Annotated in this window: 21 protein-coding genes and 2 pseudogenes; 10 read left to right on the top strand and 13 right to left on the bottom strand. The window is 41.7% G+C overall.

Annotated elements, in window-relative coordinates; translation table 11 throughout:
• The first annotated feature begins 32 nt into the window (after window positions 1–32).
• From murC to lpxC, 6 genes are all read left to right on the top strand, one after another.
• Window positions 33–1,442 (top strand): UDP-N-acetylmuramate--L-alanine ligase, encoded by a 1,410-nt coding sequence (gene murC / locus LOC50_RS01765; RefSeq protein ID WP_250653902.1) that lies wholly within the window; start codon window positions 33–35, stop codon window positions 1,440–1,442.
• Window positions 1,439–2,359 (top strand): D-alanine--D-alanine ligase, encoded by a 921-nt coding sequence (locus LOC50_RS01770; protein ID WP_016899500.1) that lies wholly within the window; start codon window positions 1,439–1,441, stop codon window positions 2,357–2,359. The genes murC and LOC50_RS01770 overlap by 4 nt, the downstream gene beginning before the upstream one ends.
• 1 nt (window position 2,360) lies before the next feature.
• Complete coding sequence (locus LOC50_RS01775) at window positions 2,361–3,122, top strand: cell division protein FtsQ/DivIB (RefSeq protein WP_013464059.1); 762 nt, start codon at window positions 2,361–2,363, stop codon at window positions 3,120–3,122.
• 13 nt (window positions 3,123–3,135) lie between these two features.
• Window positions 3,136–4,368, top strand: a complete 1,233-nt coding sequence (ftsA, locus tag LOC50_RS01780) for a cell division protein FtsA (protein ID WP_250653508.1) — start codon at window positions 3,136–3,138, stop codon at window positions 4,366–4,368.
• A 21-nt stretch (window positions 4,369–4,389) separates the two neighbouring features.
• Window positions 4,390–5,643 carry a cell division protein FtsZ gene (gene ftsZ, locus LOC50_RS01785; RefSeq protein WP_016899499.1) on the top strand — a complete coding sequence of 418 codons (1,254 nt, stop codon included), beginning with the start codon at window positions 4,390–4,392 and terminating at the stop codon, window positions 5,641–5,643.
• Window positions 5,644–5,749: 106 nt separating this feature from the next.
• Window positions 5,750–6,661 (top strand): UDP-3-O-acyl-N-acetylglucosamine deacetylase, encoded by a 912-nt coding sequence (gene lpxC / locus LOC50_RS01790; protein ID WP_013464062.1) that lies wholly within the window; start codon window positions 5,750–5,752, stop codon window positions 6,659–6,661.
• Between the two features lie 103 nt (window positions 6,662–6,764).
• On the opposite strand, the gene yjjG is transcribed toward lpxC, so the two are convergent.
• Genes yjjG through LOC50_RS01805 form a run of 3 tightly spaced genes read right to left on the bottom strand, consistent with a single transcriptional unit; the run spans window position 6,765 to window position 8,950 of the window.
• A complete protein-coding gene (gene yjjG, locus LOC50_RS01795; RefSeq protein ID WP_013464063.1) occupies window positions 6,765–7,439 on the bottom strand; it encodes a pyrimidine 5'-nucleotidase in 675 nt (224 codons plus the stop codon).
• A gap of 11 nt (window positions 7,440–7,450) precedes the next feature.
• Window positions 7,451–7,990 carry an inosine/xanthosine triphosphatase gene (gene yjjX / locus LOC50_RS01800; RefSeq protein ID WP_069440104.1) on the bottom strand — a complete coding sequence of 180 codons (540 nt, stop codon included), beginning with the start codon at window positions 7,988–7,990 and terminating at the stop codon, window positions 7,451–7,453.
• A gap of 60 nt (window positions 7,991–8,050) precedes the next feature.
• Window positions 8,051–8,950, bottom strand: a complete 900-nt coding sequence (locus LOC50_RS01805; RefSeq protein ID WP_008114793.1) for a phosphoribulokinase — start codon at window positions 8,948–8,950, stop codon at window positions 8,051–8,053.
• Window positions 8,951–9,065: 115 nt separating this feature from the next.
• Between LOC50_RS01805 and LOC50_RS01810 the strand changes: the two genes are divergently transcribed.
• Together LOC50_RS01810 and LOC50_RS01815 are read left to right on the top strand one after the other, a co-directional pair.
• The gene (locus LOC50_RS01810) at window positions 9,066–9,935 is read left to right on the top strand and encodes a TolB-like translocation protein (protein ID WP_250653509.1); all 870 of its coding nucleotides are present in this window, start codon (window positions 9,066–9,068) and stop codon (window positions 9,933–9,935) included.
• A 376-nt stretch (window positions 9,936–10,311) separates the two neighbouring features.
• Entirely contained in the window at window positions 10,312–10,677 is a 366-nt protein-coding gene (locus tag LOC50_RS01815) for a hypothetical protein (protein ID WP_036981345.1), read from the top strand.
• 63 nt (window positions 10,678–10,740) lie between these two features.
• On the opposite strand, the gene LOC50_RS01820 is transcribed toward LOC50_RS01815, so the two are convergent.
• From LOC50_RS01820 to LOC50_RS01850, 7 genes and pseudogenes are all read right to left on the bottom strand, one after another.
• On the bottom strand, window positions 10,741–13,314 hold the full coding sequence (locus LOC50_RS01820) for a M1 family metallopeptidase (RefSeq protein ID WP_250653510.1): 2,574 nt from the start codon (window positions 13,312–13,314) through the stop codon (window positions 10,741–10,743).
• Window positions 13,315–13,427: 113 nt separating this feature from the next.
• Window positions 13,428–14,108, bottom strand: a complete 681-nt coding sequence (locus tag LOC50_RS01825; RefSeq protein ID WP_138627620.1) for a site-specific integrase — start codon at window positions 14,106–14,108, stop codon at window positions 13,428–13,430.
• 89 nt (window positions 14,109–14,197) lie between these two features.
• Window positions 14,198–14,548: a DUF2750 domain-containing protein gene (locus tag LOC50_RS01830; protein WP_013464070.1), complete on the bottom strand. Its 351-nt coding sequence runs from the start codon at window positions 14,546–14,548 to the stop codon at window positions 14,198–14,200.
• 11 nt (window positions 14,549–14,559) lie between these two features.
• Window positions 14,560–14,877 (bottom strand): annotated as a pseudogene (locus tag LOC50_RS01835) (glutathione S-transferase family protein); the annotation flags it as partial.
• Between the two features lie 301 nt (window positions 14,878–15,178).
• Window positions 15,179–15,457, bottom strand: coding sequence for a glutathione S-transferase family protein (locus LOC50_RS01840; protein WP_069440108.1), 279 nt, complete (start codon window positions 15,455–15,457; stop codon window positions 15,179–15,181).
• A gap of 69 nt (window positions 15,458–15,526) precedes the next feature.
• On the bottom strand, window positions 15,527–15,808 hold the full coding sequence (locus tag LOC50_RS01845; protein WP_008114778.1) for a peptidylprolyl isomerase: 282 nt from the start codon (window positions 15,806–15,808) through the stop codon (window positions 15,527–15,529).
• Between the two features lie 76 nt (window positions 15,809–15,884).
• Window positions 15,885–16,454, bottom strand: coding sequence for a glutathione peroxidase (locus LOC50_RS01850; RefSeq protein WP_138627708.1), 570 nt, complete (start codon window positions 16,452–16,454; stop codon window positions 15,885–15,887).
• An 88-nt stretch (window positions 16,455–16,542) separates the two neighbouring features.
• Between LOC50_RS01850 and LOC50_RS01855 the strand changes: the two genes are divergently transcribed.
• Both LOC50_RS01855 and LOC50_RS01860 read left to right on the top strand, forming a co-directional pair.
• On the top strand, window positions 16,543–17,031 hold the full coding sequence (locus LOC50_RS01855) for a GNAT family N-acetyltransferase (RefSeq protein ID WP_013464075.1): 489 nt from the start codon (window positions 16,543–16,545) through the stop codon (window positions 17,029–17,031).
• 110 nt (window positions 17,032–17,141) lie between these two features.
• Window positions 17,142–17,399, top strand: coding sequence for a hypothetical protein (locus LOC50_RS01860; RefSeq protein WP_250653511.1), 258 nt, complete (start codon window positions 17,142–17,144; stop codon window positions 17,397–17,399).
• Here LOC50_RS01860 and tnpA read toward each other — a convergent pair.
• From tnpA to LOC50_RS01875, 3 genes and pseudogenes are all read right to left on the bottom strand, one after another.
• A pseudogene (tnpA, locus tag LOC50_RS01865) lies at window positions 17,400–17,639 on the bottom strand (IS200/IS605 family transposase); the annotation flags it as partial. It lies immediately after the preceding gene.
• 220 nt (window positions 17,640–17,859) lie between these two features.
• The gene (queG, locus tag LOC50_RS01870) at window positions 17,860–18,993 is read right to left on the bottom strand and encodes a tRNA epoxyqueuosine(34) reductase QueG (protein WP_016899494.1); all 1,134 of its coding nucleotides are present in this window, start codon (window positions 18,991–18,993) and stop codon (window positions 17,860–17,862) included.
• 70 nt (window positions 18,994–19,063) lie between these two features.
• Window positions 19,064–20,284, bottom strand: a complete 1,221-nt coding sequence (locus tag LOC50_RS01875; RefSeq protein ID WP_250653512.1) for a methyl-accepting chemotaxis protein — start codon at window positions 20,282–20,284, stop codon at window positions 19,064–19,066.
• Window positions 20,285–20,314: the final 30 nt, after the last annotated feature.

Consider the following 20,314-nt stretch of genomic DNA (forward strand, 5'->3'; position numbering starts at 1 on the left):
CATTAGCAAAAGAAAAATATACACGCCCAGCGATGCGCCGCATTGAAACTATTCACTTTGTAGGAATAGGCGGTGCAGGCATGGGCGGCATTGCAGAAGTACTTGCTTTTGAAGGTTACCGTATTACTGGTTCAGATATAGCTCACAGCGCAATGACTGAGCGTTTAATTAAAGCCGGTGCTGAAGTATTTATTGGTCATCATGAAAATAACGTAAAAGACGCCAATGTGGTGGTGGTTTCAAGTGCAATAGATAAAACAAATCCTGAAATTCAAGCCGCGCAAGCTGCGCGTATCCCGGTGGTTCGCCGTGCAGAAATGTTAGCTGAACTGATGCGCTTTCGCCACGGTATCGCCATTGCGGGCACCCATGGTAAAACGACCACAACCAGCTTAATTGCCAGCATTTATGCACAAGCCGGGCTCGATCCAACCTTTATTATTGGTGGTTTGCTTAACAGCGCTGGCAGCAATGCTAAGGTAGGTAAAAGTGACTTTTTAATTGCCGAAGCAGATGAAAGCGATGCCTCATTTTTGCATTTACAGCCTATGGTGTCGGTGATCACTAATATTGAAGAAGATCACATGGAAACCTACGGCGGTAGTTTAGAAAAAATGAAAGATACTTATGTTGAATTCATTCATAATCTGCCGTTTTACGGGTTAGCGGTGGTGTGTATTGATTCAGACGTTGCTGCTGAATTGATCCCCCGTTTTGGTCGTCCGGTGATCACTTACGGTGAGTCACACGAGGCTGATTATCGAATGAGTGACTTTAGCCAAACAGCGAACACATGCCAATTTAAGGTGACTAATAAACAAGGTGAGAGTTTAACCGCCAAGCTGAATATGCCGGGTAAACATAATGCCCTTAATGCAACCGCAGCGATTGTCGTGGCTAAAGATCAAAATATTGCGAATCATGCAATTTTAGCGGCTTTAGATACTTTTGAAGGTATTGGCCGTCGTTTTCAGCACTACGGTGAATTTGAAAATGAACGCGGTAGCGTGATGCTTGTTGATGACTATGGTCATCATCCGTCAGAAGTGGCCGCTACTATCACCGCAGCACGAGAAGGCTGGCCTGATAAGCGTTTAGTGATGGTGTATCAGCCGCACCGTTATACGCGTACTCGCGATTTATACGAAGATTTTGTTAAGGTATTGGCTGAGGTTGATCAGCTTTTATTACTCGATGTTTACAGTGCAGGCGAAGAGCCGATTGTTGGCGCTGATAGTAAAAGTTTATGCCGTAGTTTGCGCCAGCGTGGCAAAGAGCCATTACATGTAGCCTCAAGCTCAGAGCTTGCGGGCGTACTTGCCAACTGCCTACAAAATAACGACTTAGTGCTCACACAAGGAGCGGGTAACATAGGTCAGCTCGTTAAAAATTTAGCAGCCACGAATATGTCGATAGAACAATTAAAGCAAGGTGAAGTATGACACAGGTAAATTCCCAGTTTGGTAAAGTAGCGGTGCTGCTAGGTGGAAATTCAGCAGAGCGTGACGTGTCATTAAAATCTGGTCAAGCGGTATTAAATGCGCTGTTAGACGCTGGCATTGATGCGATAGCGTTTGATCCACAAAATCGTTCGTTATGGGAATTAAAGTCGTTAAACGTTGATCGCGTTTTTATTGCTTTGCATGGTCGTGGTGGTGAAGACGGCACGGTACAAGGTGCTCTAGAATTTATGAACCTGCCGTATACCGGCAGTAATGTTCTGGGTTCGGCACTGGCTATGGATAAAATTCGTTGTAAGCATTTGTTTAAATCGGCAGGCTTAAGCACCGCACCTTATGCCGTGGTTGATGCTAAAAAAGGCTTTGATGCCAATGCCATTATGGCGCAATTTAAAAAGGTAATGGTTAAGCCATCGCACGAGGGCTCCAGTATCGGTATGGCGCAAGCAAGCTCTGCAGAAGAACTTGAAGATGCGCTCACTAATGCATTTAAGTTCGACAGCCAAGTATTGGTAGAGCAGTGGATCACGGGTCGCGAATTTACCATTACGGTATTAGGTGATGAAGTACAACCTGTGATTGAAATGAGCACCCCAAATGGGTTTTATGACTACCAAGCTAAATATCAGTCAAGTAGTACGCAATATCATTGCCCTGCTGATTTATCACCATTGGATACTCAAAAATTACAAGCGATGGCGCTTGATGCGTTTGATTTAGTGGGGGCAAGTGGCTGGGGGCGAGTCGATGCGATGCAAGATGAACAAGGACACTTTTACTTACTAGAAGTGAATACCGTACCAGGCATGACTGAAAAATCATTGGTGCCAATGGCAGCAAAAGCCAACGGGGCAAGTTTTGAGCAATTAGTTGTTCGCATTTTGGAGCAAACCCTTTAATATGCATCCCTTTTTAGAGAAAGCGCAGCAACTAAAACAGCAACTTAACTGGTCGCTGATTTTTGGAGTGAGTTTTTTTCTAGCCGTGGTGATAGGGTTAATTGAAATAACCAGTGGGGTTTCGCACTGGTTAGTTGAAAATAAAGATGCACAAATTAAGCATTTAACGGTGCTGGGGAACCCTAAGTACACCGATGAAAAAGCAATAACAGCGGCAATAAAAAAAGCAGATTTAAGCAGTTTTTTTGAGCTAAACGTAAAGCAAGTTCAGCATTTAGTACAAGAGCTGCCTTGGGTTGCAACGGTATCGGTAAGAAAGCAATGGCCTGATACCATTCAAGTTTACGTGGTAGAACATCAAGCGGTTGCTCACTGGAATAGTGACTTACTGATTAATCAAAGCGGTGACGCGTTTGAAGCAAAAAGTGATAAATTAAGTGCCACTTTACCCCAACTATATGGGCCAGAGGGTAGTGAAAAAGAAGCATGGGTAGCGTTTAAACAGTTTGATGAAATGCTCAAAGTCAATGCATTAACGCTCACTAGCCTTGCGCTATCTGAGCGGTTTTCGTGGCAACTTTGGTTAGATAACGGTGTGCGTTTAAATTTAGGACGCAAAGATAAAGCCAAACGTGTACAACGTTTTATAGACGTTTATTCACGTATAGAAAAACGTGCTGATGCACAGATAGATGCAATTGATTTACGCTACGATACCGGCCTTGCAGTGAGCTATAAGCCACTGCAAGAACAGCAATTATAATAAAGAGTAAGGCATGACTAAGTCAGCAGAAAGAAACCTAGTGATTGGATTAGACGTTGGCACTTCTAAAGTAGTGACCACGGTAGGTGAAATCACCACAGATAACAAGCTCAGCATTGTTGGCGTGGGGAGCCAAGTATCTCATGGAATGGATAAAGGCGGTGTTAACGATTTAAATTTAGTGTCTGAGTCTATTCGCCGCGCTATAGATGAAGCCGAATTGATGGCTGATTGTCGTATTAGCTCGGTTTATTTGGGTATTTCTGGCAAGCATATTCAGTGTCAGAACGAAAGCGGTGTTGTGGCTATTAATAACACCGAAGTAACCGATGAAGACATTGAAAATGTAATACACATTGCTCGTTCAGTGCCAATTTCAGCTGAACGCAAAATGTTGCATGCTTTGCCGCAAGAGTACAGCATTGATATGCAAGAGGGGATTAAAAACCCACTCGGCATGAGCGGTGTGCGCATGGAAGCACGCGCGCACATTATTACCTGCTCCAACGACATGGCTAAAAATATAGAAAAATGTGTTGAACGTTGCGGGCTTGAAGTTGACCAACTTATATTCACAGCGCTTGCTTCGTGTTATTCCGTACTGACGGATGACGAAAAAGAGTTAGGTGTTGCGGTGCTTGATATTGGTGGTGGTACTATGGATATCACTATTTATATTAATGGTGCGCTGCGTCATTCAGCGGTTATTCCGGTGGCAGGTAACCAAGTAACCGGTGATATTGCAAAAATATTTCGTACACCTATATCACATGCTGAGTCACTCAAAGTACAATATGCTTGTGCAAGTAGCCAAATGGCGAGCAGCGAAGACACGATTGAAGTGCCAAGCGTAGGTGGGCGGCCAGCAAGACTGATGTCTAGGCACACGTTATCAGAAGTGGTTGAGCCACGTTTTAGAGAATTATTTGAACTGGCGATGGAAGAAATTCGTCGTTCAGGATTAGAAGACCAAATTGCAGCAGGTCTCGTCATTACTGGCGGAACTGCTAAAATGACTGGCGCAATGGAAGTGGCTGAAGATATTTTTCAGATGCCAGTAAGAATAGGTAAACCAATTGGTGTAGTAGGTTTAACTGATTATGTTGATGATCCATCGTACGCAACCGCTGTAGGTTTGTTACAATACGGGCGTACTATGCAGTCGATGAATGCACAAAAGTCGAAAGCGGATGATAATAATAATTGGTGGAACCGCATCACAAAATGGTTTCAAGGCGAGTTTTAGTACTCAAGTCGGAGAGTAAATATGTTTGATATAATGGAACAACACAGCGAAGAAGCTGTAATAAAAGTAATCGGTGTTGGTGGCGGCGGCGGTAACGCAGTTGAGCACATGGTAAAACAACAAATAGAAGGCGTTCGTTTTATTGCAGCGAATACGGATGCACAAGCATTACGTAATTCAGCCGCGGATGTAACGGTACAATTAGGTACGCAAATAACCTCTGGGTTAGGTGCGGGTGCAAACCCTGAAGTAGGCCGTCAGTCGGCTGAAGAAGACGCCGAAACCATCCGTGCCAGCCTTGAAGGCGCCGATATGGTATTTATAGCGGCAGGTATGGGTGGCGGTACAGGGACCGGTGCTGCGCCAGTCGTGGCTAAAATAGCTAAAGAGCTGGGCATTCTAACCGTGGCAGTAGTAACGCGTCCATTTGATTTTGAAGGTAAAAAACGTGCCGCTGCTGCAGAGCAGGGGATTAACGAATTGTCTGAAATCGTGGACTCGTTAATTACTATTCCAAATAACAAATTACTAAAAGTATTAGGTAAAGGAACAACTTTACTGGATGCGTTTGCTAAAGCAAATGACGTATTATTTGGTGCGGTACAGGGTATTGCTGAGCTAATCACACGCTCGGGTCTAATTAACGTGGATTTCGCCGACGTACGTACTGTTATGTCTGCAATGGGTACAGCCATGATGGGGACTGCATCTGCCTCGGGTCCTGATCGTGCACAAGAAGCAGCAGAAGCGGCTATTTCAAGCCCATTACTAGAAGACGTTGATTTAACCGGTGCTAAAGGTATCTTGGTCAATATTACTGCCGGCATGGATATCGCGATTGAAGAATTTGAAATCGTAGGTAATCACGTTAAGGCGTTAGCGTCTGAAAATGCAACGGTAGTTGTGGGTGCGGTAATCGACCCTGAAATGACAGATGAGCTACGTGTAACGGTTGTTGCAACTGGCTTAGGCGGCGATCGTCGTCCACAGTTTGGTATTGTAGATAACGGCTTTAAAAAAGCATCAGGTTCTGATGTAGCCAGTTCAAGCACGCAAACAAACAGCAGCATGTATGTTCCTAGCTTTGCAAGCCAAGGCGCAAGTACAGAAGAGCCTGCAACGACTACGCAAACAGAATCAAAAGAGCAAAGCACATCGACGAGCTCTTCAAGTTCTTCAGCGAATACGTCGTCAAGCAGCGCTAAGAAAACAGATAAGTCTGAAGGTGGCGATTATTTCGACATCCCTGCTTTTTTACGTAAACAAGCAGATTAATAAAAAACAGTATTTTTGTGCGAAATGTGAACGAATATTGTAGTTATACCGTATTCATGTTACACTGCGCCGTCTAACTGTAATATATACTAAAGTGAGCGAACCTATGATTAAACAGCGTACGATTGCACAAGTAGTCAAAGCCATAGGAATTGGACTTCATAAAGGTGAGAAGGTCACAATAACTCTCCGACCTGCGAGCGCAAATACTGGGATTGTATTTCGTCGTGTCGACCTTGATCCGGTTGTTGATTTTGAAACAACACCTGAAGCCGTTGGTGATACGCAATTGTGTACCTGTTTAATTAACAAAGATGGCGTTCGCTTATCGACTACTGAGCACTTAATTGCGGCGGTTGCGGCAATGGGTATCGACAATTTAATTGTTGAACTTGATAGCTCAGAAGTACCAATAATGGATGGAAGTGCATTGCCATTCATTTATTTATTACAAAAAGGCGGCATTGAAGAGCAAAATGTTGCAAAACGCTTTATTCGTATAAAAGAAAAAGTACGTATTGAAGAAGGTGATAAATGGGCCGAAGTAGAACCTTACGACGGATTCCACATCGATTTCGAAATTGCTTTTGATCACCCTGCAATCAATGAAAGCCGCCAACGTGTTGGTTTAGATATTACGGCACAAAGTTTTACTGAAGAGATAAGCCGTGCGCGTACTTTTGGCTTTATGAAAGACATTGAATACATGCATGCGAACAACCTAGCACTAGGTGGCAGCATGGATAGCGCAGTGGTACTTGATGAATTTAAAGTTTTAAATCCGAACGGTTTGCGTTACGCAGACGAGTTCGTCAAGCATAAGATACTAGACTGTGTAGGTGACATGTTTATGACAGGTCACAATCTTTTAGGCAAAGTAACCGCATTTAAATCAGGTCATGATTTAAATAATAAGTTACTACGCAAAATTATGGCAACTGAGTCAGCATGGGAGTGGGCAACCTTTGAAACGCCTGTGACCATGCCTGCACCCGGCCTTGAGCTAGCTAACGCCTAATTAGTTAATTACTTATATACAGTTATAAAAAATGACGCTTATTAGCGTCATTTTTTTGTTTGTTAATTAGCTAAACAGCTAAATTACACTCAGGCTTTTATTATCAAAGTCCTAATATAGTTTGCAACTGTTTAAGCTGGGTTACCTGATATGTTGGTTTAATTCCCTCAGGCAAGTTCACGCCAGGATGTTGCAGCCAACAAGTGTCAATGCCCACATTTTGACCGCCAAGAATATCACTGCTGGCGGTATCACCGACCATTAAAATTTGCTCTTTCGGTGGATTACCCATTAAGTTAAAGGTGTGCTCAAATATCTCTTTTGCAGGTTTAGCAATGCCAACTTGCTCAGAAATAACTAACCAGTCAAACATATCTTGCAGCCCCGTATGCGCTAGGCGACGTGCTTGTAACTGAGAAAAACCATTGGTAATAATGCCCAGCTTGGCATGGGGTTTAAGGGCATTTAATAATTCAACGGCGCCAGGTAAAGGCATACAAATTTCGGCCATTGCTGATAAAAAATCGTCATTGAGCTGTTGAGCTGGCACATCTAGTTTATTTGCCAGTTCGCTAAAACGAGTTACTTGTAAGTGACTTGAGGTGATCTCGTTGTTTTGATAAGCAATCCATAGTGACTTATTGGTGTTTTGATAATGGGCATAATCTGCCTCGGTAAAATCCATGTCATAGGTTGCTAGCATGTTTTTAAGGCCAGCAAAGGCATTAAAGCTAAATAAGGTTTCGTCGGCATCAAATAATACGTAGTTATACTTCATTAAAACATCCGTTATTGATTATATAGAGTGGGATTAAGGAAAGGCGCCATGGCGAGTGTCAGCGCTTGAGTATAGGTACTTTCTCGTGTTGCATGATGATCAGTTAATAAGCCAATAGCACCCCCTTGCTGTTTAATATTGGTGGTATTAAAAGCTTTATCCATCACGTCACCAAGCTCTTCACCTTGAAGCAATGCTTTATAAAACACAGCGGGCAGGGGTAAGTTACTGCTTCGGCCTGTAACTTGCTGTGTGCCATTATCAATAACTACATAGGCAAAGGTTGCTGCACCATAACTAAATTGCGCTGCACCACCTTCCATCGCCATATAGTAGTCTGCCTGATAGTGGCTTTTACAGTAATTAACGCGATTTTGAGCCCCTAAGCAAGTTTGCTCTTCACCTAAGGGTTGATCGGGTACTTCTGAGGGCGCGTGAACGCCACTACATTCGATTACATGCTCAGGAAAATACATCGCAAAAATATGTTTAGCGGCATTGATTTTTACTGGGTTTTTAGACCCAACAATAATTTTAATTGATTGCGACATATTAAACTCGTCATACTTAAAATCAGCAGTGTACGTGAGTTAGAGTTCACAAAAAAGAGTCTAAATAGGAATTTCAGGCGGTGCTAACTTTGCTAAGGCGCGTTTTTTCAAAATAATATCTTTTATCAGAGGCGTGAGCACCAGTTCCATCGCGAGACCCATTTTACCACCAGGCACCACTAAGGTGTTTATACGCGACATAAAACTGCCTTCAATCATCCGCAAATAATACGGAAAATCAACATCATCAATCCCTCTAAAGCGAATCACAACAAAGCTTTCATCAAGGGAGGGGATATCTTTCGCGCTAAATGGGTTGGAAGTATCAACGGTGGGGACTCGCTGAAAGTTAATATGGGTACGAGAAAATTGCGGCGTTATATGATTAATGTAGTCATCCATACTGCGCACAATAGAATCCATGACTTTTTCACGAGAATGGCCGCGTTCTGAGGTGTCGCGAATGAGTTTTTGGATCCATTCAAGGTTAATAATAGGCACCATGCCTATGAGTAAATCAACATGTTTAGCAACATCATGATCTTCATCAACTACACCGCCATGTAGACCCTCGTAAAACATCAGGTCTGTATTTTGCTCAAGTTCTTGCCATGGGGTAAATGTCCCAGGTAACTGGTTATAAGGCACGGCTTCATCAAAGGTGTGTAAATAACGACGAAGTTTTCCTTCGCCGGTTTCACCGTATTTAGTAAATAAGTCTTCTAAGGCGCCAAAGTCGTTAGCTTCTCGGCCAAAATAGCTAATGTGTTTACTTTCTTGCTGTGCTTCACGAATTTTTTTGTCCATTTCAGGACGTGTATAACGATGAAAGCTATCACCTTCGATAAATGCCGCATTGATATCAAGGCTACGGAAAATATGCTTCACGGCGTTAGTGGTGGTCGTTGTGCCCGCTCCAGATGAGCCGGTGATTGCAATAATAGGGTGTTTAGCTGACATGTTTGTTCTCTTTTTTATGACCCGTTAGTTATAAAGAGTTGACTGACTTAGGTCAAGTGACGTCATCAGTAAATAACGTTATCATGAGGTGCTTAAAATTAAAACGAGAGAAAGCATGAAACTGATTAAACCATTGTTAGGGCTTATAGCTATAAATGCTTTAACGCTAGATATTGCTCAGGCAAGTATGCCTAAAAGCCAAATTTTGCTCGCCGATTTAAATACTCCGCATGGTATACGTGTAAGCATTGTTAGTGATAAAACGAGCTATAACAATCAACCCCATTTAACCGACACCGGCCTATACTATACCCGAGAAATAATCAGTAATGACCAGAGTCAAACAGATATTGCGCTTTACAACTTATCATCAAAACAAACGTCTATGGTCACTAATACGCCACAAAGTGAATACTCGCCCACTTTAACACCGGATGGGCAGCACTTATCGGCGATTGTCGTTGAAGACGATGGTAAACAAAAGCTATGGCAATATCCGTTGGCACCCGAGTTGGCTGCAAGTCGTATTTTTGATTGGATTGAACCTGTAGGCTATCACGCTTGGGGAAGTAACAACGATTTAGTGATGTTTATTTTAGGCGAACCACACACGCTGCAATATACCTCGGTTGCTGCGGCAAAAGGTGAGGTGGTAGCAAGCGATATTGGTCGTACGCTTATTTATAATAAAGCGCAGGCTGAGTTTTTATTTAGCCATAGTAAACACGGGCAGCATCATTTAGCGCGTTTTGAACCACAAACTAAGCAAGTTACCGATATACTTAGACTGCCAAACCAAGTACAAGATTTCATCTTAAAAGATGAAAATACCATTGCTTACGCAATTAAAAACCGTGTTTACCAGCGCAAATTAACACGTGGCTCTGCTATATCGCAGTGGCTTGATTTAAGCCAATATTGCGATACTGAAATAAGCCGGTTGAGTTATAAAAATCAGCAATTAGCTTTTGTGTGTAGTGAATAAATAAATTTCGGACTTTCACTCATGCATGAGTTAGTCTAGGGTCTGTTGACCTTTGCGGATTACAATTTGTTCAAACTAGGGGCGGTTTAATCGCGGCGCGAGGTTTGTAACCTAGTGGGCTAAGTCAAAACTGAGCAAAGCTTACGCGTCCTGCTCACGCCCCTTACCTACATCCATGTAGGCAACAAAGAGTAAATCGCCCCTAGGCAGAACCCGAAGGGCAGTGCCTGTTTGGCATTGATGCTGCATTATCGCCTATTTATGGGGAATAACCACACCACATAGGCTTTACCTTGCCTAAATACCAAACAGACTGCTGCAAATTCAACCTTGAAAGGTCATCAGACCCTAACTATTAAATAAAAAGGAAAGTCACGTGGCATTTAGTGCAGACGAGTTAACCGAGCAGCTGATCAAACTAGAGTGTAGAAGTAACTTTAAAATAAAAAACATAGCTGAGTATATGCTAGTAAACTCTAAAGAGGCGTTTTACACCCATGCGGAAACAGGTAAAGGTAAAATTGTGATCCGCCCTGCATTTGAAGTGTTTAGCGATGACTTTACTGATATTGATGGGGTTGTGCGTACTCAAGGCTATTTTCATAGCAGTGAAATGACCCGTTTTCCTACCCGTATTTATAAAAGTACGCAGCCTATTCATTATGGGGTAGCCTTTAAAATTAACTCTGAGCAAGCAGCGAAAGAGTTTATAGCAAAGCTAACGATGATTATTGGCGGTTAATAGAGTGGTGCAGGGCTAAAGGCAAAAGGTGCAAGATAAAATCTTTAACCTTTAACCTTTAGTTTATTTACTATTTAAAAAGCTATTGACTGATTTCAGTTCGCGGTTTTTAAGTGCAATACAGTCATTGGTGCTCTCTGCAAGTTTACTTAACGTACGCGCATAACCGGGTACAGCTTCCAGTTTAGCGTCAAAGAAACTTTGCGTTGTAGCTAAACTGTCAGCGTCACAGCTGGCGGTAGTAAAGTAAGGTAAGTTAGGCACAAAAAATGGTGGCAAACTTGCTGTTACTTTATCGTAGTTGCTATAAATCCAATCAATAAACAGTGCTTGGCGTTCATCGGTGTAACTTTGACCCGATAAAATAGTACGCATATCAGAAGCCGTTACTTCGTCTGTTAAGCTATACGCCAGTACCGCTTTTTGTAGTTCAGGTTTACCAAAGTAACCCATTGCTGCCAGCATATTGGTTCGCACTTGTGGATCTTTGGTGGTTTTAAAGGTTGTCATAAACTGATCTAGCAACGCCTTATCCCCATGAAAAGCCGCAAGACGTAAATAAGTAGCTGCTAAATAAGGGTCTACCTTTTGTGGATCGTTTAGGTAAGCTTGTGTTTGCTGTTTGGCTTTATTGATCACATTTTTATCTTCACCATCAAACCCTAAGCGTGATACCACCGCGGCACGAAGTTGAGCTACTGCACCATCTTCGCCCATTTTTGCTTCTAGGCCATATTTTTTAGCGGCAGGCATCACCGCATTTTGAATAAACGTAGGCCATAAATCTTTATTGCTATCGTCTTTAAAAGTACGCTGCTGTGACGCTAAATAACCTAAAGCAGTATTAGCCACGCGAGGATGACTATCGCTGGCAAAAACTTCAAGCGTTTGCATCAGCTTAGCCGCTGAAATGACACCGGCATCAAGTAGGGCATCTGTTGCCGATAATAGGGCTAAGCGTTCACGGTCGTTTAATACCGTAGCTGCATTATCTATTAGCGCATTAAATTGCGCATCATCCATTACCCAACGGTAATAACCTAGCGCGCCTTGATCTGGATAAATCCACTCTGGTTCAAAGTCTAATGCTAGCGTTTGGCTTTGTTTATTTAATAATACATTGGCTGTTTGTACTTTATCGCCAGCACCATATTTAATCGCAACCGGTACATTCCACAGTTGAGCAGGGGCTTCAACACCGGCATTGGCAAAACGACTTTGCGAAATCGTGATGCTCTTACCTTGCTGCTTAACGTTAATTAGCGGGAATGACGACTGTTCAATAAACGATTTTAAAACGCTCGCTACATCTTTATTTGAAGCCTTACCAAGTGCTTCCCATAAATCGGCAGCTTCTGCATTTTTATAGGAGAATTCTTTTAAGTAGTTCTGAATACCAGCTTGAAATGCCTCTTCGCCAATCCAGTTTTCAACCATCGCCAGTACTGAGCTGCCTTTGCTGTAGGCAAGGCCTAAACCATCCATAATATCGGCTTCGGTTTTAATTGGTTTACGAATTGGCTTAGTGCTTAAACGTGCATCTAACGCCATTACGTTGTTTTGTGGTAAATCTAGGTGTGATTCAAACTCAGGATTAAGCTGCTTAGTAATTTTTGCCGCCATCCAGCTTGCAAACGCCTCGTTTAACCATAAGTCGTTCCACCACTTCATAGTCACTAAGTTACCGTACCATTGGTGAGCTAATTCATGGGCAATAATAGAGACATTACGTTGTTTTTTACTACGCGTTGCAGCTTCTAAATCAACCAGAAGAATATCTTCGCGGTAAGTCACTAAGCCTGAGTTTTCCATAGCGCCAAACGGAAACTCTGGAACAGCCACTGAATCTAGCTTTTTATATACATAAGGAATACCAAAGTAGTCTTCAAGTGCGCCCAGTACTTTAGGCATGTTCTCTTTTGCATATTGCGCTAAATGAATTTTACCTTGTGGGGTGATCACACGCCCAGGAATAGGCATGCCTTTAATTTTTAGCTCTTCAAATGGACCTACAGCCATAGCAACTAAGTAAGATGGAATTGGTGGCGTTTTATCAAAGTAATGGGTGGTCATATCGCCATTCACCGTCGTTTTTAGCTCAGGTGTATTTGAATACACTTTTTGTGAGGTGGGGGCGGTAATGGTTAACTGAAACGGAATTTTATAGCTTGGTTCGTCAAATACCGGAAATGCACGGCGCGCATCACTCATTTCAAATTGCGTGAACAAATATGGAACGCCTTGATCTAGGGTTTTATATAACCCCACACTCTGGCGGTTATAAGGCGCTGAAAAATCTATTTTTAAGGTGTATTTACCTGGCTGAATTTGCTCTTCACAGCTAAATTTAACTTTACCTGTTTTAAGCATTTCGCTGTTTAAATCACAGTTTTGCTCACCTAGTAGTTGCACCATTTTAGTTGCATAATCAACACCATTAAGTTCAATGTAGTGTGTTGGTTTGAGCACTTCTAAGCTGATCTCGGTCATTCCTGTAAAGGTATCCTGACTTGGGTCGAGCGTTAAAGCGACTTTTTGTGAACTTGGCTTTGCGAGTTTTTCAATGACGAATTCGTTAGCGTGAGCAGCATTCATCGCAAGCGCAACACTCACGGTTAAGAGGCTTTTTAAAAACATAGTTATCCCTAGATTTTTTGTTGTTAGAAACAGTCATATAGACGGCTCTTCATCTTAACAGCTTTTTTATTAGAGTAAGCGCAGATCGCTAAGGAAAAGAGTAACAAAGTTTGTCAGTGGCTATCTCGGGCTAAAAACCGCTGCCAATGAATATGGGAATTGATAACCCGGATCTGTTGTAGCACCTTATTTAACAAGGCTATATCGTTAAAGTTATCATGAGGGTAATCATTAAAGCCCATTAAGTAATTAAAGCAGTCTTTGTTGCCTGCTTGCAGGGCATAAATACGAATTTGCTGTTCAAAGTTAAGCCGTAAACTACTAATGGCGGTTTTCATACCGAATTGATCCACCGAAGGAATTGCACATTTTTGCAAATATCCTGCGCGTTCACCCTCTCCTGAAAACCATATGCGCACTTTTTCGCTATAGCGCCCTGTTTTAGCGGGAAGATCAAACATTAAACGGGAGTGGTTTTGCGCTTCTACATAAGCTAAATAGTCATTAAATCCGGCACTAATAAGGGCATGATGAACAGGCACTAAACGTGGCTTAATTTTACCGTGGGTATGAAAACTAAAACAGAGTATATTATTTTTAAGTATTAGGTCATCAAGGGTTAAGCAGCCAATTTCATCACTGTAAGCGCCACTGTAATAAGCAATTAAGGGCAGCCAAAAATGCCAGTGTTTAGCTTGTTCGCGGGCAAGCCGTGTATCACTATAAATATATCCGTTATAGAGCGTATGCAGCTCCATAGCTGAAAATGGACGACGACCAAGATGGGTTTTCAACGTATTACCTTGACAGTTTTTATTATTTTTATACCCCAACTAACCATTGCTGTTAGTTGGGATAATGTCAGCAAACTAACGCCTAAAACTTATTCGCTTAGCGCGCGAGCTAAACCAACTGGTTCAATTTCTACACACACCTGATCGTCATTCCAATTTAAGCCAACCAGAGCATCATCAGATTTAAGGTCTTCAACCCAATCATCTAAAAACTCATCAAGGTTTATTTCTACAGGGCTGTAGTCTTGCCACTCTTCTTTACATTGTGCTTGTGCTGCGTCTTGTGATTCCCACAGTAAAAGTACATCGGTGTCGTCAAACTGATTTGACTCACATACAACAAAGCCACCATCATCGGCACCCAGTGCCCAGATCTGCTCACTAACACGTACTTTTTCTACAAAGCTAACTAGTTGTGATTCAATTTCGATATCGCTCATGTATCCACCTTTTAAAATTTAAGTCGAGGGTTGGTATTTTTAGCCGCTTGACGCTGACTAAACGCTTCATAAAACTTAACTAATTGCGGCTGCGCGCTAAAATCAGTGAGTTCACGAAAGCATATCCAATCAAGTAAGCAGTATAAACTGATGTTGAGACATTCACAGCTTTTAAATTCATCATCGCATAAATGATCATTTAAATAGTGTAATGTTTGCGCAACTCGCTCATTTTGCAGATTAAAAAACAGCTTATCGGCTTGCGTATCAAATCCAGAACGTTGGCATAACAGTAATTCAACCAATGAATCATTGCAGGCATTGATGCTAGGGCCTGTTGACCTTTACGGATTAAAATTTCTTCAAACTAGGGGCGATTTAATCGCGGCGCGAGGTTTGTAACCTAGTGGGCTAAGTAAAAACCGAGCAAAGCTTCCGCGTCCTGCTCACGCCCCTTACCTACATCCATGTAGGCAACAAAGAGTTAATCGCCCCTAGGCAGAACCCTTCGGGCAGCGCCTGTTTGGCATTAATGCTACGTTATCGCCTATTTATGGGGAATAACCACACCACATAGGCTCTGCCTTGCCTAAATACCAAACAGACTGCTGTAAATTTAACCTTGAAAGATCAACAGGCCCTAATTAAAAAATGCTCTTGAGGCCATGTAAGTGGGGGTTGCTTGGTTTTTTCAAGTAAATAACGCAGTATGGTATTTGAATCACTTAGGGTAAGCGTGTCATCGACCAATATAGGGATTTTGGCTGCTGGATTTTTTGTGACTACCAACGGCCGATCGCCTTTAGAAAAAATATCTAGATTAATAAATTCAAGCGCACAATTGTTTTGTTCTGCCCAGATTCTAATACGGCGAACATAAGGGGAAGGAATAGAGCCAAATAGTTGCATAATGGGGCTTTTGCCAACTCCACATAAATAAAAAGCCGCTGATGCGGCTTTATTAATAAATCGATTTACTTACTCTGAGCGGCTGGTTACTTCTAATAAATGGTAACCAAACTGTGTTTGTACAGGGCCTTGTACTTGATTTAGCGGCGCTGAAAATACCACCTTATCAAATTCAGGCACCATCATACCTGGGCCAAACTCACCTAATGCACCACCATCTTGACCTGATGGACAATTAGAGTGCAGTTTAGCGAGTTCTGCAAAGTCTTCACCTTGCTCAATTTTATCTTTAAGGTCTAAACATTGTGCTTCACTGTCTACGAGTATGTGCCTTGCACTTGCAACTGCCATAAGTTCTCCTACCTGTAAGTTTAGTTTTTTAAATTTGATAGCAACATCTTAGTAAGGTTAAACTGAAAACACAAAGTTAAAATGCACTTTTGATTGCGCTTTCTAGTTTTGCTGAATCCGGTGCTACGCGGCTGTTAAAGCGCGTAATCGTTTTGCGATCGGCCGATACCACGTATTTATAAAAGTTCCAGTTTGGTGAACTGGTTTGAGCGTTTAAATGCTTAAAAATAGGGTTTGCGTCACTACCACGTACTGCGCTGGTGGCCAGCATAGGGAAGGTAACACCATAATTTACATAACACACTTTTGCGGTATCTTTTTCATCGTTCTCTTCTTGAAAAAAATCATCTGATGGAAAGCCTAATACCACCAAGCCTTCGTCTTTGTATTTATTATAAAGTGCTTCTAAACCTTCAAATTGCGGCGTAAAACCGCAGTTACTCGCAGTGTTAACAATTAAAAGAGGCTGGTTCTTAAAATCACATAAGTTAATGGTTTCAGTTGAGCGCAACTTTCTAAGTGAAACATTCGTGAAGTCATTGCAGGTGTTTGCATCTAATGAAGGGGTGGGCAAGTCTGCGGCATATGTATTTAGCGAAACATAACTTAACGCGAGGGTTAAACCAAGTATTATTTTTTTTATCATGCTATTACCTTAAGTGCGTTATTAGAGTACTTATGTAACTTATCATACGCTACTATAGGCTAATTTGATCAATTTTACTTTATTTTCTATGACTATACGTTTAGCAAAACCTGATGATTTAACTGCCATTGTTGCTATTTACAATGAAACTATCCCTAGTCGAATGGTCACCGCCGATACCGAAGAGGTGACCGTCGCTGATAAACAACCTTGGTTTGATAGCCATACTGCTCAACGGCCTATTTTTGTTTACTGTGAGAACAACCAAGTATTAGCGTGGCTTAGTTATAAATCGTTTTATGGCCGCCCAGCTTACGATGGCACCGTTGAGTTAAGCATTTACATTACGGCAGCAGCCCAAGGAAAAGGGTTGGGTAAAAAGCTGATGCAATTTGCACAACAACAAGCCAAGCAGCTTAATATCGAAGTATTACTTGGGTTTATTTTTAGTCACAACGAACCGAGCATTAAATTATTTAAGCATTTTGATTTTGCAGTATGGGGAGAGCTGCCTAACGTAGCAAGAATGGACAATCAGCTGTACAGCCTAACTATTTTTGGTAAGCATTTAACCTAGTACCATAACAAAAGGAAGCAAAATTCACTTTTACGTAGGTGATTATGCTAAACCAAAAATTCTAGACTATGCTGAAAAGGTGTTTAATTAACTCTTTAAAGTGTGTCTAAATGGCGAGAAAAATACTTATTATTGATAGCAGTAGCATGATTGCTATGCGCTTAAAAGTGTTATTAGTCCACTTTGCTATGTTTGATGAAAATACAGACATAGACATTTATGACTTGTTGATATTTTCTCAAGGCGTGCCAACTGATGTTGTATCGATAGTTGTTGAGAAAGCGACTTCTCAATCATTTTTTATCGAAATTTTCCGAGAAAACCCATTGTTCGACGCGAAGCGGCGTCGATGGGATGAATCGGAATAGTTAGCCCTGCTCTTGAATGTATTTTCGAATTGTATCAGCAGCCGCATTTCCAACAGAGCAAACAAAATATCCGTCAGACCAAACTGTCTTTTTAACCCAGAATTGCTTTTTAAACCATTTAAATCTCGACCATAGACTTTGCGTTGTAGATTGTTTAATTCTCCTAACGTAACTCGCAACGCTGATATTTGGAGAAATCGTTAGCAATATGTGTATGTGATCTTTGTCCACCTCCATCTCGGATCTGTACTTTAATTGTGGCTTCTCATTTTCTTCTCTGTGTTAAATCAGATATTAGTAAATTATGCACAAAGAGGGCAAAGAGCTCGTAAAGAGAGTGATTTCAGACAAAGCTTAAAGGTGCGGGTTACGGGCTGCGAGGCGCGGGGTAAATTCCTTGCTACGATTAGGCAGATAGCTTGTAGCAGCGACTTTATGTCGCGTCTTTTAGGCAATAGGCTTACGCGTCTCTGGGTAGGCCTTTTTCAACAATCCGTATTAGCCGTGCTGTTTTGCGCAGCTTTTGTCTTTGTTTATCATGTTGCTGGGTAAGTGCCCATTCTATGTGCTCATTCACCATGTCACTGACCGTTTTGCGCTTATCTTCAAGTGCATGAATAATCGCTGGGCTAAAATCTGCGTTGCCTAAGCCAACCGCTATATTTCGTAACCAACGCTCATGGCCAATGCGCCGAATAGGGCTGCCCTCGGTATTTGTTAAAAAGGTAGTTTCATCCCAGGCAAATAACGCGAGTAAGTCTTTATTTTTTAATTGCGTACGGGGGTGGAAGTCTTGCTCGTCGGTAATTTGTCCATAGCGATTCCATGGGCACACTAACTGGCAATCATCGCAACCATAAATGCGGTTACCCATTAAGGTTCGGTATTGCTCTGGAATAGCCCCTTGATGCTCTATGGTTAAATAAGATATGCATTTACGTGCATCTACCACATAAGGTTCTACAATAGCGCCGGTAGGGCAAAGGGTTATGCAGGCAACACATTTACCACAACCTTCGAACGTGTTTTCATCATCAATAGGCAGTGGTAAATCTACAAATAACTCGCCTAAAAAAAACCAAGAGCCCGCCTCTTTATTTATCAGTAAAGAATGCTTTCCGCGCCAGCCTAATCCCGCTTTTTCAGCGAGTTGACGTTCAAGTACAGGGGCTGAATCAACAAAAGGCCTAAAGCCATAGTCACCTACCTGTTGTTCAATTTTTTTACCTAATTGCTTGAGCCGATTACGCATTAACTTATGATAGTCACGGCCAAGCGCATAGCGGCTGATATAGGCTTTCTCGGTATTTTTAAGGTTTTTGGCAAAGCCTGAATCTGGCGGCAGGTAATTCATTTTTACTGAAATAACTCGTTGCGTGCCAGGGACTAGCTCGCTAGGGCGGGCGCGTTTCATTCCATGTGCAGCCATGTAATCCATTGAACCATGATACCCTGCATCAAGCCAGCGCTGAAGCTGTGCTTCATGCTTAGTTAAATCAATGTCAGTAATGCCCACTTCACTAAAGCCAAGTTGTTGGCCCCATAATTTTATTTGCTGGGCTAGCTGTTCATAGTTTGGTTTTACGTCGCTCACATACTTCACACAGTTAAATGACAAGCCGCTTAATTTAGCATAATCGCGGCTTGGGTGAAATTGTTATTGCCTAATCTACAAAGCGTTTTAACTGTTGTTGGGTTTGTTGGCTTAGCTTTTGTGATTGTTCAGAATCATGCAGTGCTGTATCTATTTGTTGCTTGGCTTGTTCGCCTAGCGCCACAATTTGCTCAACCGATTCATGCGTTTGGTTTTGGGTATCTTCGAGCAAGTGTACGGCATTGGCTATTTGCTGCAATTGTTGTTGATTATGTTCAAACTCATTGAGCATTTTACCAAACCCATCAGAGGTGGTGTTAATTGATGTTTGCGCATTATTTGAGTGGTTTATTAATTGCTCTGACTCTTTATTCGTTTCATTAACGAGCTCATTCATTTGGGTAATAAAATCACTAATTTGGCGTGTTGCGTCGCTTACTTTAACCGATAGGGTACGAACTTCATCGGCAACCACGGCAAAACCTCGCCCCGCTTCACCAGCGCGTGCTGCTTCTATGGCTGCATTAAGTGCTAATAAGTTAGTTTGATCCGAAAACTCTTCAACCATTTTTAAAATACTGCGAATGTTTTCGCTGTTCTCTTTCAAGCCTGCAATCGTTTTAGAAAAACTACCCAGCATTTCATTAATAAGCCTTACCTGCTCAACTAGTTTTGATAGCTCACCAGCAGAGAGCTTTACAAAATTAAGGTGTTCATTATTGACCTGATGTACGTTATCAGTGTTGCTTACTATAGCCTGCAGGCTTTGGGTAATTTGGTTACTGGCATTAATAATGGTGTGGCTTAAATTAATTTGCTGCTCACTCAATTGTTCAGTGTGTTGCATTGATTGCGTTACTTGGCTGTTACTCTGCACACTCTCTTGGGCGCTGGTATAGGTCGTGCTTAATAAACTATTTAAATGGGTAGTAAATTGATTGTATTGCTCACTTAAGTCTCTAAATTCATCAAACGTGAAATGGGGTAATTTGGCTGCTAAATTCGCATCTTGTTGATTAATATTAATGAGCGTATCGCGCATTGCTTTTACCGGGCGCACAATTAAAAAGCGCATATAAAAAATAGTAAAAATAAAGCCTGCAATAATAAGTAGCGCAAGTACCCAAAATAAGCCAGTGCTTTGCTGGTTTTCGGTTAAGCTACTGTGCAACCAAAACAAAGTAATGGCTTGAAATAAAAAAACAAAACTTAAATTCCCAATTATTTTTCGGGTTAAAGTATAAAACAGTGTTTGTTCTAAAAAATTATAAATACGCATGTAGCTACTCATTAAATAGTGGCCTACTAAATTATTGTTTTT

The organism is Pseudoalteromonas sp. SCSIO 43095, assembly GCF_023650455.1.
Classification (GTDB): domain Bacteria; phylum Pseudomonadota; class Gammaproteobacteria; order Enterobacterales; family Alteromonadaceae; genus Pseudoalteromonas; species Pseudoalteromonas tetraodonis.